The organism is Lacibacter sp. (assembly GCF_057361365.1).
The window spans coordinates 341,753-357,219 of sequence record NZ_JBMQSG010000022.1 but is presented as its reverse complement, the minus strand read 5'-3'; the positions used below and the strand labels follow the sequence as shown (position 1 = coordinate 357,219).

General features: G+C 39.8%; 15 protein-coding genes. 10 read left to right on the top strand and 5 right to left on the bottom strand.

Annotation, left to right across the window (positions count from 1 at the left end; genetic code table 11):
• Nucleotides 1–384: an SMU1112c/YaeR family gloxylase I-like metalloprotein gene (gene gloA2 / locus ACO1QW_RS19890; protein ID WP_486261136.1), complete on the top strand. Its 384-nt coding sequence runs from the start codon at nucleotides 1–3 to the stop codon at nucleotides 382–384.
• Here the strand turns inward: gloA2 and ACO1QW_RS19885 are convergent, their stop codons facing one another.
• Complete coding sequence (locus ACO1QW_RS19885; RefSeq protein WP_486261135.1) at nucleotides 385–1,017, bottom strand: 3-keto-disaccharide hydrolase; 633 nt, start codon at nucleotides 1,015–1,017, stop codon at nucleotides 385–387.
• 86 nt (nucleotides 1,018–1,103) lie between these two features.
• On the opposite strand from ACO1QW_RS19885, the gene kdsB reads away from it, so the two are divergent.
• Nucleotides 1,104–1,820, top strand: coding sequence for a 3-deoxy-manno-octulosonate cytidylyltransferase (gene kdsB, locus ACO1QW_RS19880; RefSeq protein WP_486261134.1), 717 nt, complete (start codon nucleotides 1,104–1,106; stop codon nucleotides 1,818–1,820).
• 137 nt (nucleotides 1,821–1,957) lie between these two features.
• On the opposite strand, the gene nadA is transcribed toward kdsB, so the two are convergent.
• Nucleotides 1,958–2,980, bottom strand: a complete 1,023-nt coding sequence (gene nadA / locus ACO1QW_RS19875; RefSeq protein WP_486261133.1) for a quinolinate synthase NadA — start codon at nucleotides 2,978–2,980, stop codon at nucleotides 1,958–1,960.
• A gap of 594 nt (nucleotides 2,981–3,574) precedes the next feature.
• Here nadA and ACO1QW_RS19870 point away from each other — a divergent pair.
• The 3 genes from ACO1QW_RS19870 (at nucleotide 3,575) to ACO1QW_RS19860 (ending at nucleotide 6,740) form a co-directional block, all read left to right on the top strand.
• Nucleotides 3,575–5,713, top strand: coding sequence for a peptidylprolyl isomerase (locus ACO1QW_RS19870; protein ID WP_486261132.1), 2,139 nt, complete (start codon nucleotides 3,575–3,577; stop codon nucleotides 5,711–5,713).
• 160 nt (nucleotides 5,714–5,873) lie between these two features.
• Nucleotides 5,874–6,392, top strand: a complete 519-nt coding sequence (locus tag ACO1QW_RS19865; RefSeq protein WP_486261131.1) for a DUF2480 family protein — start codon at nucleotides 5,874–5,876, stop codon at nucleotides 6,390–6,392.
• Between the two features lie 69 nt (nucleotides 6,393–6,461).
• Entirely contained in the window at nucleotides 6,462–6,740 is a 279-nt protein-coding gene (locus ACO1QW_RS19860; RefSeq protein ID WP_486261130.1) for a hypothetical protein, read from the top strand.
• Nucleotides 6,741–6,745: 5 nt separating this feature from the next.
• Here ACO1QW_RS19860 and ACO1QW_RS19855 read toward each other — a convergent pair whose 3' ends face one another.
• Nucleotides 6,746–7,261 (bottom strand): RidA family protein, encoded by a 516-nt coding sequence (locus ACO1QW_RS19855; protein WP_486261129.1) that lies wholly within the window; start codon nucleotides 7,259–7,261, stop codon nucleotides 6,746–6,748.
• 21 nt (nucleotides 7,262–7,282) lie between these two features.
• Nucleotides 7,283–8,377, bottom strand: coding sequence for a magnesium/cobalt transporter CorA (gene corA / locus ACO1QW_RS19850; protein WP_486261128.1), 1,095 nt, complete (start codon nucleotides 8,375–8,377; stop codon nucleotides 7,283–7,285).
• Nucleotides 8,378–8,443: 66 nt separating this feature from the next.
• On the opposite strand from corA, the gene ACO1QW_RS19845 reads away from it, so the two are divergent.
• The 3 genes from ACO1QW_RS19845 to ACO1QW_RS19835 all read left to right on the top strand — a co-directional run bounded on the left by ACO1QW_RS19845 (nucleotide 8,444) and on the right by ACO1QW_RS19835 (nucleotide 11,049).
• Nucleotides 8,444–8,938 (top strand): hypothetical protein, encoded by a 495-nt coding sequence (locus ACO1QW_RS19845; RefSeq protein WP_486261127.1) that lies wholly within the window; start codon nucleotides 8,444–8,446, stop codon nucleotides 8,936–8,938.
• A 5-nt stretch (nucleotides 8,939–8,943) separates the two neighbouring features.
• Nucleotides 8,944–9,822, top strand: a complete 879-nt coding sequence (locus tag ACO1QW_RS19840; RefSeq protein WP_486261126.1) for a serine hydrolase — start codon at nucleotides 8,944–8,946, stop codon at nucleotides 9,820–9,822.
• A gap of 81 nt (nucleotides 9,823–9,903) precedes the next feature.
• The gene (locus ACO1QW_RS19835; RefSeq protein WP_486261125.1) at nucleotides 9,904–11,049 is read left to right on the top strand and encodes a hypothetical protein; all 1,146 of its coding nucleotides are present in this window, start codon (nucleotides 9,904–9,906) and stop codon (nucleotides 11,047–11,049) included.
• Nucleotides 11,050–11,095: 46 nt separating this feature from the next.
• Here the strand turns inward: ACO1QW_RS19835 and feoB are convergent, their stop codons facing one another.
• Nucleotides 11,096–13,216, bottom strand: coding sequence for a ferrous iron transport protein B (gene feoB / locus ACO1QW_RS19830; RefSeq protein WP_486261124.1), 2,121 nt, complete (start codon nucleotides 13,214–13,216; stop codon nucleotides 11,096–11,098).
• Between the two features lie 151 nt (nucleotides 13,217–13,367).
• Between feoB and ACO1QW_RS19825 the strand changes: the two genes are divergently transcribed.
• Together ACO1QW_RS19825 and ACO1QW_RS19820 are read left to right on the top strand one after the other, a co-directional pair.
• Nucleotides 13,368–15,005, top strand: a complete 1,638-nt coding sequence (locus ACO1QW_RS19825) for a M28 family peptidase (RefSeq protein ID WP_486261123.1) — start codon at nucleotides 13,368–13,370, stop codon at nucleotides 15,003–15,005.
• Between the two features lie 25 nt (nucleotides 15,006–15,030).
• Nucleotides 15,031–15,465 (top strand): IPExxxVDY family protein, encoded by a 435-nt coding sequence (locus tag ACO1QW_RS19820; protein ID WP_486261122.1) that lies wholly within the window; start codon nucleotides 15,031–15,033, stop codon nucleotides 15,463–15,465.
• Nucleotides 15,466–15,467 lie beyond the last annotated feature (2 nt).

Genomic DNA, 15,467 nt, shown 5'->3' with positions numbered 1-15,467 from the left:
ATGATCAAACGGGTTCATCATATTGCCATCATTTGTTCGGACTATGAACGCTCGAAAAAATTTTATACCGAAGTTCTTCCACTCACAATTATACGTGAAGTGTATCGCAAGGAAAGAGATTCTTATAAGCTCGATCTTGCTTTAAATGGCGAATATATCATTGAGTTGTTCTCATTTCCATCACCGCCGGCCCGGCCATCAAGACCGGAAGCGCAAGGTTTACGTCATTTAGCATTTGCAGTAAATGATCTTGAACCAGTATTAAAACATTTGGAACAACACAATGTAGAAGCTGAACCAATTCGTGTTGATGAATTTACCAACAAACGATTTACGTTTATTGCCGATCCTGACGGTTTACCGATTGAATTTTACGAAGAGTAATTAGTCTAGCACTTTCAGCTTAATATTTTTATACAATACTTTGCTTTTAGGATCGTGACCTTGTAAAGCGATAGTGCCACTACTGAGTAAACGGCCTTCCATCCCTTTTTCTCGTACTGCATTCTCTGGTTCTGTATAATCAACAAGTTGTTTATCGTTCACTGAAATGTTGATGTTCTTGTCTTTCACAACAATGTGCAGCGTAAACCATTCGTTGTCTTTTGCGGGTGGTTCTTTTATATCCTGTATGGCATATAAACCACCTGTGCGTCGCCAGTCGCTTTGTGAATTGTTCACCTGCACTTCATAACCCTTCTTTGGCCATGAACTTTCCTGGTATTGTGTGTGAATATATACACCGGAGTTAGATCCGGGCATAGTCATGATGTCAAGCTTTAATTCAAAATTTTTAAAGTCGTGGTTTCCTGCTTTTCCATCATAAAACAAATGGGCCACTTTTCCATTTACCACAATTGCTCCGTCTTCAACTTTAAATGTTTCAGCATTGGCTCCAACTTTCCATCCATTGAGTGTTTTTCCATCAAACAACGAAACCCATTTTGGTTTTTTGTTTGTTGTGGATAGTAAAACAACTGTAGAAAATAAAATAGCTGTAATTCTGAGAAAACGCATGGCCGGGGGTTTAAAAATTTGCTCAACAAATGTATTAATTCATTTCATTTAGGCAGCATTGTTTGAAGTTCGTTTACATTTGTTCCATGCGCATTATTGCTGTTATACCTGCCCGTTATGCGGCCACACGATTTCCTGCCAAGCTGATGCAGATGCTGGGTGATAAAACGGTTATTCGTCACACGTATGAAAATACAGTAGCAACCGGTTTGTTTACGGATGTGATAGTTGTAACCGATAGTGATATTATTTTCCATGAGATTCAATCGAACGGAGGTAAAGTGGTCATGAGTAATAAAGAACATGAAAGCGGAACCGACCGTATTGCAGAAGCCGTTAAGGAATTAAATGTGGATGTAGTGATCAATGTGCAGGGCGATGAACCATTTGTGCAAAGAGCTTCACTCGAAAAATTATGCAACATCTTCCAGGATAATTCTGTACAGGTTGGATCACTAATGCATATCATCGCTGAAGAACAACAGATCAACGATCCTAATTGTGTGAAGGTGGTGGTGAACAGCCAGATGGATGCACTTTACTTCAGCCGCAGCGTTATTCCTTACAAAAGAGATAATTCAACCGACGTGGTCTACTATAAGCATATCGGTATGTATGGTTACAGGAAAGATATTTTGTTGAAGTTTACAGTTCTCCCTGCTTCGCAACTTGAACAAACTGAAAAACTTGAACAGCTCCGTCTTTTAGAAAATGGCTATCGCATTCGGATGTCTGTAACTGAGCCTGTTGGCGTTTCCATCGACACTCCGGCCGATTTAGAGAAGGCAAAACAGCTTTTATAAGCAAAAACAGCTATTGTTTAAAAAAAATAAGCAAAAGTCTTTCGCTTTCTCGAAAACGTGTTTATCTTACACTCGGTTTTTCATAGGATATTGGATTTTAAAACGGGGCAGGATTTCTATCTGGCCCCTTTTTTATTTTAGTCCTTTTGTATCAAACCAAACTGCGCACTCAATTCCAGCATTTTGTCAATTGGTTTCTTCGCTGCTAATCTCAATTCTTCATCCATTGTAATTTCAGGTATTTCATATTCCATACACAAGTAAACTTTTTCGAGTGTATTCCGCTTCATGTGCGGACAATCATTACATGCACAGGAATTATCAGGAGGAGCCGGAATAAAGGTTTTGTGGGGATTATTCTTGATCATCTGGTGCAGGATGCCTGTTTCAGTTGCCACAATAAATTCCTGGCTGCTGTCCTTGCCCGTAAAGCTGAGTAACTGGGTTGTACTGCCAATATAGTCGGCCATTCTTAAAACGGGTTCTTCACACTCAGGATGTGCAATAATTTTTGCATTTGGGTGCCGGAGTTTTAGTTTGGTGATTTTTTCAACGCTGAATATTTCATGCACCATGCATGCTCCATTCCACAGCACCATATTACGGCCTGTCACTTTGTTGATATAAGCTCCGAGATTTCTATCGGGCGCAAAAATGATCTTTTGTTCTTTTGGTAGACTTTCCACAATTTTTTGTGCATTACTGCTGGTGCAAATAATATCGCTCAATGCTTTAATGCCTGCACTGCAGTTAATGTAGGAAATCACGAGATGATCAGGATGTTTTTGCTTGAATTGATCAAACAAAGGCGGAGGGCAGCTATCGCTCAGCGAACAACCTGCTTTCAGATCAGGGATCACCACTTTTTTACTGGGGTTCAGAATCTTTGCCGTTTCGGCCATGAAATGCACACCGGCAAAAACGATCATATCAGCATCTGTTTTTTCCGCCTTTTGCGCAAGACCAAGGCTATCGCCGATATAATCTGCAACATCCTGGATATCCGGTTCCTGGTAGTAGTGGGCGAGGATGATGGCATTTTTTTCTTTTTTGAGGCGCTCAATTTCGGCGAACAAATCTAATTCCGGATCTACCTCAATATTTAAAAATCCATTTTTTTCAACGTTTATCTTTGGATCAGTTACAAGCATTGTGTTCATCTGGCTTTGTTTAAATTTGAATCGAAACTAGGATAAAAAAAGTTAGCTGTTTTACCGTAATATGTCTTAATAGATACTTATTTATTTAATAATCTATTACTATTATGTATGTGAATTCGTGGATATCTACAGGTGATTTTCTTTTGCAAATTTAACGAAGCCTGGTTTATTCACAGTTATTCCCAACTCATTCACAGTGGGAAAGTAAGCAGCAATAAGGATTGAGCTGGTTTATACACATTTGGGGATTCAAAAACCCTTGTACAACTCACTATCCTGTTTCATAGAAATTTGCTGTTAACGGAACGAGGATAAAGAGGAGGTTTTTAACGTAGTCAGCAAGCCACCCTTCCATTTTCATTTCTGCTAACGAAACATACACGAACTTATCCCCGTTTAACTTCGATGAAATCCACAGGGTGAAGCGTTTATCAACAGCCCATTGGGGATTACAGAAATGAGGTTTTTCGAAAACAGCACGTCATTTTGCTAAAACCCTTGTCCTGTGTTGTTTACGGGAGTTTTCCACAATTTGTTCAAACCTCTTTTTCCCCTATTTTTGCCGCTCACTTTTATAACGTACAATATATAATTATGTCCATTATTCAGCAGATTCGTGAAAAGTATGCAGCCGTGAGTATTGCTGTGATTGCTTTGAGCCTTATCGGATTTATTCTAACTGACTACTTTGCCGGCCGTGGAAGTGGTGCCGGATCGCAACCTACATCTATTGGTTCTGTTAACGGGAAAGATATTGATGTAAATGTTTTCAGCGATCGTTTAACAGAAATGGAAAATGCATACCGTGCACAAGGAATGGATGTAAATGATGAAATGCGTCAGCAACTCATTGAAATGTTATGGAGTAATGAAATTGAAGAAACCATTCTTACTGCTGAATATGAAAAATTAGGATTAACGTTTTCTTCTGCGGATATGAATGAAGCATTGTACGGAAGTAATCCTCCGCCTGCATTGGCTCAGCAATTCCGGGATCAGCAAACAGGTGCTTATGATGCAAATGCTGCACGCCAGTTTATCAATTCATTAAAGAGTAAGAAAGCAAACGATCCTCAACGTGTATATGTTGAGAAGAACATCATCGATTATATTGTACAAAATGGATTGCGCACAAAATATGGTGCTCTTTTAGGAGGCAGTGTATTTTATCCAAAATGGTTAAGTGATAAAGATCTTAACGATCAGAGCAGTATTGCATCTATCAGTTATGTTTCTGTTCCTTATACAACCATCAGTGATAGTGCAGTAAAAGTTACTGATGAAGATATTAATACGTATGTACGTAAACATAAAAATGAATTTAAGCAGGAAGAAAGCCGTTCTATCTCTTATGTAATTTTTGATGCTGCTCCCAGCACTGCTGATTCAAATTTTGCTTTAACGGAAGTAAATAAACAGCAATCGGCTTTTGCTACATCAACCGATCCTGCGCAATTTGTAGTGGCAAACAGTTCGGCTACTGCTTATTTCGATGGTTATATTTTGAAATCTGCATTACAGGTTCCCAATGCTGATTCTATCCGTAACCTTCCTGTAGGTGGCGTATTTGGACCGTACCAAGATGGTAATAATTATGTGCTTGCAAAAATGATTGCAAAGCGTGATCTGCCTGATTCAATTAAATGTCGTCACATTCTTGTTGGGGTAATGGATCAGCAAACAGGCCAGGCAATCAGAACCGATAGCGCTGCATCTAAATTGATTGATAGTATTAAAAATGCTGTAAGCGGCGGAGCAAATTGGGGTGAATTGGTTCAGAAGTATAATCCGTTATCTGACGGTAGTCGCCAAAACAATGGTGAAATGACTTTTGCTTCAATGCAAATTCAAGATCCTACGACTTTTGCAAAAGAGTTTGCACAATTCATTATGCTTGATGGTAAGCCAGGTGAAAGAAAAGTGGTGAAGACAAGTTTTGGTTATCACCTTGTTGAAATTCTTGAGCAAAAGAAAATTGAGCCTGCATATAAAATTGCTTATTTCTCACGTGCAATTCAACCAAGTGATGAAACCATCAGCACTGCTAGCACTGCTGCTGCACAGTTTGCATCGGAAGCTCGTAATGCAAATCAGTTTGACGAAGCAATTACAAAAAAGAAATTAGTACCACGTGTTGCGGAAGTTCGTCCTACTGACTATTCAATTATCGGATTAGGTGGTGCACGCAACCTCGTAAAATGGGTATATGAAAATAAAGTAGGGAATGTATCAGAACCAACAACACTTGGTGATAAAGTGGTGGTAGCATTAATTGCTGAAGAAAAAGAAGAAGGTACGCCTGATGCAAAAACTGCACGCATCCAGGTTGAAAGTATTGTACGCAATCAAAAGAAAGCTGCGCAAATTATTGGACAGATCGGTAACAACCGTGATCTGAACCAGATTGCAACAAGCTTTAAGACAAATGTGTTACGTGCCGATAGTATTTCATTTTTCTCTCCGTTTATTCCGGGAGTAGGTATGGAGCCAAAAGTGACTGGCGCAGCCTTTAACCCTGCTGTAAAAGGAAAAAGCAGCGAACCAATCGCTGGTAGCACAGCGGTGTTTGTAATTCGTACTGAAAATGTAGGTTTACAGCCAGCCGGCAACGCCGCTTATAACGATCGTCGTTTACAAATGGAAGCCGGCTTAAAACAAAACGCAGCAAATGCGGCATTACAAGCTTTGCGCAAGGCAGCTAAAGTAAAAGACAGGAGAATTAAATTCTATTAATAGTCAACGGATTCAAATAGGTCGATGGGCATAACGATAGTTATGCCCATTTTTATGCACAGTAGTTTTACGAGTGTAACCATGAAAAAATACGATACCCTGAAATGGTAAAAAAGGAAATTGCATATTTGGAGTAAATTTACTATCTCAATTAAGTGATATGAGCGAAGTGATAGTAAATAAAGTAGCTGAAAGTGCATTGCAAACCATTGACCTGGAAGCCTGGATACCGAAGGAAGAGCCTGTGTTATTCGATCTGAAAGATTTCCTCTTCATGGGCCTGATCATCAAAGAAAAAGAATTCAGGGCCTCCCTTCAGCAAACAGATACAAGTGCGTATAAAGATAAAGTTGTATTGATCAGTTGCAGTGCCGATGCCATTATTCCCATGTGGGCTTATATGCTGGTAGCATCGTTATTACAACCTGTAGCAAGGGAGTTGTTTTTGGGATCGGCAGAAGAATGGAAGAAGAAAAAACTGATGGAAGCAATTGCAACGCTTGATACAACTGTTTATAAAGATCAACGTGTAGTAGTAAAGGGATGTGGTGACGAACCAATACCTGAAGCGGCTTACCTGGAGATCACGAATAAATTAAGACCTATAGCGAAAAGCATTATGTACGGAGAACCCTGCAGCACTGTTCCGATTTTTAAACAACCAAAACCAACTGTATAAACCTCGGTGCCACTTAACGACTTTCGTAATTATCATCCTTACAGGCTTACTCAAAGGCAAAGGAAGTTTTTGAAGCTATGGGAAAAGCGCAGAACGATTCCCAAGTGGAAATATATTCTCTATCACGGTGTGTTGAGAGAGGGATTGATATCTATGCTTGTTATTAAGCTATTACAATTTGTATTTGATCCCCAGGCATTCACTGGTTTTTATTTTACTGCAATGGGTGTGTTATTATTAGTGATGGAAGTTTGTTTCTGGCTTGGTGGTGGTGGTATTATTGGTTGGTTCAAACATCGTAGTTTCGAAACAGAATATGAAATGCTCAAAAGCATGGAGCATTTTTAATAGTACTACTCTACTTCTACGATCATTTCAATTTCAACAGCAATATTCGAAGGCAATGCCACCATACCCATGGCTGCTCTTGCATGTTTTCCTTTGTCTCCAAAAATTTGAACCAGTAAATCGCTGCAGCCATTGACCACTTTCGGTTGTTCTGTAAAATCAGGCAAACAGTTAACATAGCCATTTACTTTCACAATTCGTTTTACTTTAGATAAGTCGCCACCAAGTGCATCTTTCAATGTTGCAATAAGACTTAATGCTGTAATCTTTGCTGCTTCATAACCTTGTTCAATAGAGAGATCCTTTCCAACTTTACCAGTGATGTTTGTGCCATCAGCTTTTGTTGGTCCATGTCCGGCGAGAAAAATAAGATTACCCGAACGTACAAACTTTAAATAATTGGCGATTGGTTTACTGGCTGCTGGTAATTGTAAACCCAATGCTTTGATCTTTTCCTCTACAGGTTGTGCAGTCACATTCACAAGAGAGAAAGCAAACAATAATGCAGTTAATAATTTCATACAAAAATTTTGTTGTGAAAATTAGAACCAACCTCGTTTACGGAAAAAATAGAGCATCGCCAGTGGAATCAGGATCATCAGGCTGCATGCTATATAAAACCCCCACCGATGGTGAGCATACGGAATCACATCAAAGTTCATCCCAAACAAACCTCCAATAACAGTTGCAGGTGCCAACAAGCAAGTTACGATGGCCATAACTTTCATCACTTCGTTCATCTTGAGATTTACGTTGCTTAAGTAAAGATCATGCAAGTTCATCATCATATCACGGTAGTTTTCTGCAAGATCATTTGCCTGAACAATGTGGTCGTAAATATCTTTAAAGTATTTCTCCGTTCGTTCTTCTATCAATGGACTTTCGCTTCTAAGAATGCCGTTCACCATATCACGAACCGGCGTGATATTTCGTTTTAATACGATCATTTCTTTTCTGAGGTGATTGATCTTTGCCAATGATCGATTATTTGGATGACGGATGATATCTTCTTCCAGTGTTTCTATTTTATCACTCAACTTTTCCATTACCACAAAATAATTATCAACGATCATGTCAATAAGCGAGTAGAACAAATAATCAGTTCCGCTTTGCCTGATCTTGTTATTTCTGAATTGAAGTTTATCCCGCAGTGGATTGAACACATCACGTGAAGCATCTTCCTGGAAGCTGATTACAAACTGTTTACCAAACACAATCGATATTTGTTCTGTTTCAACAACGGCATCTTTTTCATTAAAATAAAGCATGTTCAACAGGCAAAAGATGGTACCATCAATATCATCCATTTTAGGTCGCTGTCCGATACTCATTATATCTTCAAACACCAATGAATGTATATTGAAATGGTTACAAATATCCTCGATATCCTTTCGCCTGATACCATCCACATTTATCCAGGTTACACTGGCTGAATGTTTGTAGCGAAAGCAATCCTTTGCTTCAGCCAGTTTCTCTTGATGGAGATTTTCAAAATCGTAATCGTACACGTATAAATTTATGTGTTCGGGTTCTTTACGTTCGGGAGTAACGGTGGGATTTACGTTGAGGATACGTTTTGTACGTAAGAGGTTAAAGGGGTTTAATACCAGGTCTAAATAGGAACTCCGTTTACCCATAATGAAAATTTAAACGAATTTAAACATTCATTACGCATCTTCACAAGTGTTATGTAGCTTTAAGATATGATTCGATATCTCTTAGCCCTTTGTCTTGTTGCATTAGTTGTGGCCTGCAACAACGAAGCCTCCAACGAAAACAAAGCTGCAGCAGATGCTGAGCCGCCACAACAATGGTTTGTAACAGATACTGTAATAGTTTGGGATTGCAGTGCCGAAGCAAGAGAGAAGAAGAAGATATTTGCTCCTAAGGATTCCGTTACAGTTCCACAGGCATTTGTAAATGGTGTAAACAAAACGTACAGCGAAATTAAAATGCAATTCGATCGCATATCAAACGATACGCTCTACATAAAAATTCCTGAAGCCACCTGGCTAACCGACAGGGCGGGCAATTCCGGGGCTGAACAATATCTTTCATTTGCTGCACTCAACTTACTTGAAACAAAAGGCGTGAATTATGTGCACTTCGACTTTACGCCCGGCGTACATGCAAGGCCAGCCGCCTGGAATACCAGGGATTTTAAGGATTGGAAACTCGATCCCTCATCTGTTCAATAAAATATATGCGAGTTGTTGCTATTCTTTTTTCGTTCCTGTTAGGAATGCAGATATCCTATGCGCAAAAAACCGATCATAAGTTAAAGAAGAAGATAGAAGAAGCGATCAGAGGTTTCAATGGCGACATTGGAATTTACGTGAAGAGTTTAAAGACCGGGAAAGTTGTAGCTATAAATGCCGATACAGTTTTTCCAACTGCAAGCATGGTGAAGGTGCCGATACTCATCGGTATTATGGATAAAATCAACAAGGGAGAATTGAACTATCATCAATCGCTTGTTTACAAAGATTCACTGCTTTATGCAGGTGTCGATATACTTGGTTCATACAAAAGCAATGAGGCCATAGATCTTTCGAAGGTGATGATGCTTATGCTTACCACCAGTGATAATACTGCCAGCTTGTGGTTGCAGAGTTTAGCTGGCACAGGCACCCGCATCAATGAACTATTACAGGAGCTTGGTTATAAAAACACAAGAGTTAATTCACGAACCCCAGGCCGGGAAGAAAACAGAACGATGTATGGTTGGGGACAAACTACTCCCTTTGAAATGGCGAATATATTTGAGCGTATTTATAAAAAGGAAATCTTTAACGATAGTAGCTGCATTGCCATGATGCGTTTGTTGGGGCGAAATTATTGGGATGAAGAAGGGTTATCATCCATTCCACCAACAGTAGAAGTATTTAGTAAGAATGGTGCAGTAAACGCCAGCCGAAGCGAAGTGATGTTGGTGAACGCCCCCCATCATCCCTATGTGGTATGTATTATTACTAAAAATAATAAGGATGAGAGCTGGAACAGAAACAACGAAGCATGGACACTAACCCGCAAGCTTTCTTCGTTATTGTGGCGATACTTTGAACCTAAGATAGAATTTTAATATCCGTATATATTTGTTAAACATTACCTGAACGCAAGAGACGGTATTTATTTTGAATGTAAATAGAAAAACCATCCACATATGAAACAAATTTTACCCATTGTTTTTATTGCCATCCTATTTTCTGCTTGCAGGGGAAGCCGTTCTGCAAGTTATAGCGATGAAAAAGATCTCTCGACTCTCATTTCCCGGTTAAATAAAAAAGGTGCAGATGATAAGATCGTGGCCGATCTGCAACAGGTGTATAACAATGCTTACACCAAGTCAATGCAGCGCCTCAATAATTATCAATACGATGCTGCTCCTGAAAAATGGAATAAGATCATTCCTGAACTGGAAGGACTTCACCGTATGTACGAAACTATTAGCCAGAGTGCATACGCTGTTCGATTATTAAAACCGGCAAACGTTTATCCCCGTCTTGTTTCAACAAAGGATTCTGCTGCTGCCGATTACTACCAATTAGGTGTTGAACAACTGAACTTAAATACAAGAGAAAACAACAAAGAAGCTTACTACGCATTTCAACGTGCACAGCAATATGTTCCCAACTATCGTGACACCAAACTTCAAATGAAAGAAGCATTCGACCGTAGTGTTGTAAACGTACTCATCAACCAGATTCAATATGATCAGTTTGGCATGGGAGGCAATAACTGGGGTTGGAATCAATACGGTTCACGTGATCGTCAACACCAGGCAAATATTATTCGTGATCTCGGCGGACAAAATTCAACAACAAACCCTGCACGTTTTTTTGATGAATACCAGTTGCGTAGCATGAATGCTGGCCCTGATCTTGTGGTAGACCTTGTTTGGCGTAATCTTCGTTTTGATCAGCCGCTTGATCAATCACGCAATTATAACCGTAGCAAACAGGTGGAAACAGGAAAAGATACTTCCGGTCGCCCTATCTATTCAACAGTAACAGCAACAGTGCGTGTAACAAAACGAATTTTGAACGCTGATGCCGATATGAATGTGATCATTACCGATGCTGTGAGTCGCAATCAAATTAAATGGGATCAGTTACCATCCGAATATCGTTATGTTTATGAATACGCTGAATACAGTGGTGACAAGCGTGCATTGGAAAGCGGCGACGTTGCGCTTATCAATCGTGGCAGCAATCAACGCATACCAACAAAAGAAGAAGCTATGGCTGAAATGATGCAACGTATTTACAGCAATCTTGTAAGCAGGATACGAAGCACCGTAAGTTGGTAGGAAAAGTAGTTAGGAGTTATGCGTTGCGTAAGTTCAGCAACCCGAATTATTTCAATAGCTGGTAAGCAATCAAACTTAAAATATAAGCAAGGCCTGTCATATACGTCAACTGTATGATGGGCCATTTCCAACTCCTGGTTTCCCGTTTTACAATTGCAAGCGTACTCATACATTGCATGGCCAACAAATAAAAGATCATTAGCGAAACACCTGTTGCAAGCGTATACACTTTTGTTCCATCGGCTTTTACAGCAGCATGCATTTTCTGACGAAGCGTTTGTTCATCGGCACCATCACTATCAACAGAATAAAGCGTGGCCATTGTTCCCACAAATACTTCACGTGCGGCAAATGAAGTGATTAGCGCAATACCAATTTTCCAATCATACCCAAGTGGTTTAATAACCGGTTCAATGTATTGACCCATTACACCGGCGTATGAATTTTGAAGTAAGGCCGTTTGCTTTTCTTTTTCTAAAGTTTCGGCTTGCGTGGGATTTGCCTGAATACGTTGAGCATATTCCGTATTTACTTTTTCAATTCTGTTACCCGGACCGTAAGAACTCAACGCCCACAATAAAAGACTAATGACCATGATAATTTTACCGGCGTCAAACACAAATATTTTTGCCTTTTCGATCATGGTGATGGCAACATTCTTATAACGTGGATGACGATACAAAGGCAATTCGAGAATAAAGAAACTCTTCTCTTTCAGGTTAATAAAACGCTTGGCCACGTACGCAACTACTAATGCAATTACTACACTAAATACATATAACCCCATCATCACTAACCCTTGCAAACTCAAAAAGCCTAGATAATATGTTTTAGGAATCACCAATGCAATAAGAATAGTGTACACGGGTAAACGTGCGCTGCAACTCATAAGTGGCGTTACCAATATGGTTAGTAGACGCTCTTTTTGATTTTCAATGTTGCGCACACTCATTATGGCTGGCACTGCACACGCAAAGCCACTGATCATTGGCATCACACTTTTTCCATTCAATCCAACCTTACGCATGATCTTATCGGTGAGAAAACCAATACGTGCCATGTAACCAGTTTCTTCAAGGATAGTAATCAAACCAAACAAGATCATGATCTGCGGAACAAAAACAAAAATGCCACTTAATCCCGCCAGCACACCGTTAATAAACAGATCGGTAAGCCATGTAGCCGGTAGCCAACTACTAAACCAGTTTGAAGCTTTCAGGAAAAACAATTCAATAATATCCATTGGGTATGATGCTACCCAGAAAATACTTTGGAACAAAAGAAAAAGTACCGAAAGTAAAATGGCATAACCCCAGAACCGGTGTAACAATACACGATCGAGTTTTTCTGCAATCAATTGTTTTTTTACAGGCGACTCTTCGGTAATGCTTGTTTGAACAATTTGCTTTATGCGCTGGTAACGCTGCATGATCTCTTCGGCCTGGATGCGTGTATGCTGAACTTTGTTTCGTTGTTCAATGCTTTCGATCTTGTTCTGCATGTCTGCACTCAACAAAAACGATTCATGATTAATGAGGTGATGAATGGCGGCATAATCACTGAGATGGGGTAAGATCTCTTTTACTTCGCCTACGGCTTCAGCGGCCAGGTTTTTATTTGGAATGAAATCGAAAGCCGGCGGGCGGTATTGATGTCGTGCAGTTGCTTCCACCGTTTTTTTCAGGATGTCGATTCCTTTATTCTTCCTCGGGTTTACCGGAACAACGGGAATACCCAACTCACGCTCTAAACCTTTCAGATCGATGATGATGTCTTTTTTACGGGCGACATCCATCATGGTAAGTGCCAGCACGGCAGGAATTTTCAGATCAATGATCTGCGATACAAAAAGAAGGTTGCGCTTTAATGTACTGGCATCGGCTACAATCAATACCACATCTGCTTTCACCTCTTCGTCCTGGTTCATCAGCACCCGGTAGCTCACCCATTCATCTGCACGGCGGGGATAGAGGCTGTAAGACCCGGGGAGATCGATCAATTCTGCGTTAAATCCATTGCTTAAATTCAGCTCGCCTGTTTTTTTATCAACTGTAACGCCGGGAAAATTGCCCACTTTCTGGTTAAGACCGGTGAGGCTGTTAAACAACGAGGTTTTGCCGCTGTTGGGGTTGCCAACTAATGCAATATGAATTTTGTTTGTGGTCATGAAAGCAGCTGCAAAGGTAGGTGCAAAAAGATTGAGCCATTTACGAAGTTGGAAAGATTAGCATGCCTTGTGAAATGCTGTTTAAATTTCTGAGCAACCTTACACGGATGGCTTGCATCTTTTACCTTTGACCCCATAATTATTTTACTACATGAAAAACGTGCTTTCGCTCTTGTTATTTGTTTTGGTTACTGCTGGTTCATTTGCGCAAAAGCAAAGTAAAGCTGATAAGTTGAGCTTGACTAATCTTCGCAACCACACAAGTTTTTTGGCCGATGATAAACTGGAAGGAAGAAGAACCGGAACAAAAGGCGAAGAACTTGCATACAAATACATTGTTCAGCAATTTGAGCAAAACGGAATTGAAGCAAAAGGCGAGAACGGGTTCCTTCAGCCATTTGAAATAAATGAAGGAAAGCAAATATTGCCATCAAGCTTTTTTATTATTAACGACGAACATCTAAAGGTTGATAAAGACTTCTTTCCATTCAGTTGGAGTGCCAATGGAAAAACAGAAGCAATGGCTTCCCCAAGTTTGCATGAAAATGGTGGCGCCTGGTTTTGGGACATCAAAGAGTTGCTTGCCGAGAATGAAAACAATCCGCATTTCGATTTAGTGAACGCAATCCGTACAAAAGAAAAAGATGCGGTGCAAAAAGGAGCCACAGCCTTGATCCTTTTCAACAGCGGCAGTAAAGAAACGGGTTTGAAATATGATGTAAAGGACCGATCTGCTTTATCAACCATTCCTGTTATTTGGCTGAACAAGCGTATTGCAGATAAATTATCTGCTGATCCATCGGCTATGCAGGATATTAAACTTAAGGTGGAGCAAGGCGATAAGATCAGGAAAGGGCATAATGTTGTTGGTTACATCAATAACAATGCTGCAAACACCATCATCATTGGTGCACACTACGATCACTTAGGTTATGGAGAAGATAATAATTCAAGAAACACCGGTGCCGCAGCTATACATAATGGCGCTGATGATAATGCAAGCGGCACAGCTGCCTTGCTTGAGCTAAGCCGATTATTAAAAACAGAAGGTATTAAAACCAACAACTATCTTTTTATTGCATTCAGCGGCGAGGAGTTGGGTTTATATGGATCAAAGTATTTTACTGATCATCCTACTATTTCTTTAAACACGGTAAACTACATGATCAACATGGATATGGTTGGCCGTTTTAACGATACAGCAAAAACAATTACTGTTGGAGGCATTGGCACGTCACCTACATGGAGTACGCTCATCAATGAAAAGAAACCTGTCTTCTCGATTAAGATTGACAGCAGCGGCACAGGTCCCAGCGATCACACTTCTTTTTACAGGAAGGATATTCCTGTTTTATTTTTCTTTACAGGCTTGCATACTGACTATCATAAGCCGAGTGATGACTTTGATAAGATCAATTACAATGGCCAGTTATTGGTTGTAAAATATATCACACGTTTAGTAGCCCGAAGCAGCAAGGAACCAAAGTTGGCGTTTACAAAAACAAGGGAGCAGCAAACAACCACATCTGCCCGTTTTACAGTTAGTATGGGAATTATGCCCGATTATACATTTAGCGGAAATGGTGTAAAAGTGGATGGTGTGAGTGAAGGCCGTGCCGCACAGAAGGCAGGATTAAAAGCAGGTGATGTTGTAACGAAGCTTGGAGAATTTAATGTGAGCTCTGTTGAAGCTTATATGCAGGTATTAAGTAAATTTAAAAAGGGCGACGCAACGAAGGTGAAAGTGAAGCGTGGAATTGATGAACTTGAATTTGATATCGTATTTTAATAGAAGATTATAGCGCTTCGGTTACATGAAACTCAAAATCGATAACGAACTGCTGGCAGAAGAATTTTTTGAAGACACGCTTCTGCTTGGTGTAATGGCTCCTATGGAGAGCCAGAAGTTTGTATGGCAGGTAAACCAATCAATGCGTTTCGATTTCAGGTTGAATGATGATATTGAAATTCAATTAGCAAAGAAGAACAGGCAATATTATTTTTCTGTATTCGAATACAAAGAACCGAATATGGTACTGGAGTATTATCTCTATAAAAATCAATTTGATGGAGAATACTTACTCCCGGAGTTTAAGCATCTTGATTATTTGTGGTTAACAAAAGGCGATTTACCGGGAGCAGAAGATGAGAAAAAGTTGATTAGTGATATAAGAAGTATTCCCGGTGTGCAACTGGTGGTTGAGTTAACCAACGAAAAAATAAAGAACAAGCAACACCTTATTTTATAACC

What these genes read in the sequence shown, in the direction of transcription:
- ACO1QW_RS19855 (WP_486261129.1), bottom strand. Translation starts at nt 7,261, where the DNA reads ATGAAATTATTAACTGCATTATTGTTTGCTTTCTCTCTTGTGAATGTG.
- feoB (WP_486261124.1), bottom strand. Translation starts at nt 13,216, where the DNA reads ATGACCACAAACAAAATTCATATTGCATTAGTTGGCAACCCCAACAGC.
- ACO1QW_RS19865 (WP_486261131.1), top strand. Translation starts at nt 5,874, where the DNA reads ATGAGCGAAGTGATAGTAAATAAAGTAGCTGAAAGTGCATTGCAAACC.
- ACO1QW_RS19825 (WP_486261123.1), top strand. Translation starts at nt 13,368, where the DNA reads ATGAAAAACGTGCTTTCGCTCTTGTTATTTGTTTTGGTTACTGCTGGT.
- ACO1QW_RS19845 (WP_486261127.1), top strand. Translation starts at nt 8,444, where the DNA reads ATGATTCGATATCTCTTAGCCCTTTGTCTTGTTGCATTAGTTGTGGCC.
- nadA (WP_486261133.1), bottom strand. Translation starts at nt 2,980, where the DNA reads ATGAACACAATGCTTGTAACTGATCCAAAGATAAACGTTGAAAAAAAT.
- corA (WP_486261128.1), bottom strand. Translation starts at nt 8,377, where the DNA reads ATGGGTAAACGGAGTTCCTATTTAGACCTGGTATTAAACCCCTTTAAC.
- ACO1QW_RS19820 (WP_486261122.1), top strand. Translation starts at nt 15,031, where the DNA reads ATGAAACTCAAAATCGATAACGAACTGCTGGCAGAAGAATTTTTTGAA.
- ACO1QW_RS19885 (WP_486261135.1), bottom strand. Translation starts at nt 1,017, where the DNA reads ATGCGTTTTCTCAGAATTACAGCTATTTTATTTTCTACAGTTGTTTTA.
- kdsB (WP_486261134.1), top strand. Translation starts at nt 1,104, where the DNA reads ATGCGCATTATTGCTGTTATACCTGCCCGTTATGCGGCCACACGATTT.
- gloA2 (WP_486261136.1), top strand. Translation starts at nt 1, where the DNA reads ATGATCAAACGGGTTCATCATATTGCCATCATTTGTTCGGACTATGAA.
- ACO1QW_RS19870 (WP_486261132.1), top strand. Translation starts at nt 3,575, where the DNA reads ATGTCCATTATTCAGCAGATTCGTGAAAAGTATGCAGCCGTGAGTATT.
- ACO1QW_RS19840 (WP_486261126.1), top strand. Translation starts at nt 8,944, where the DNA reads ATGCGAGTTGTTGCTATTCTTTTTTCGTTCCTGTTAGGAATGCAGATA.
- ACO1QW_RS19835 (WP_486261125.1), top strand. Translation starts at nt 9,904, where the DNA reads ATGAAACAAATTTTACCCATTGTTTTTATTGCCATCCTATTTTCTGCT.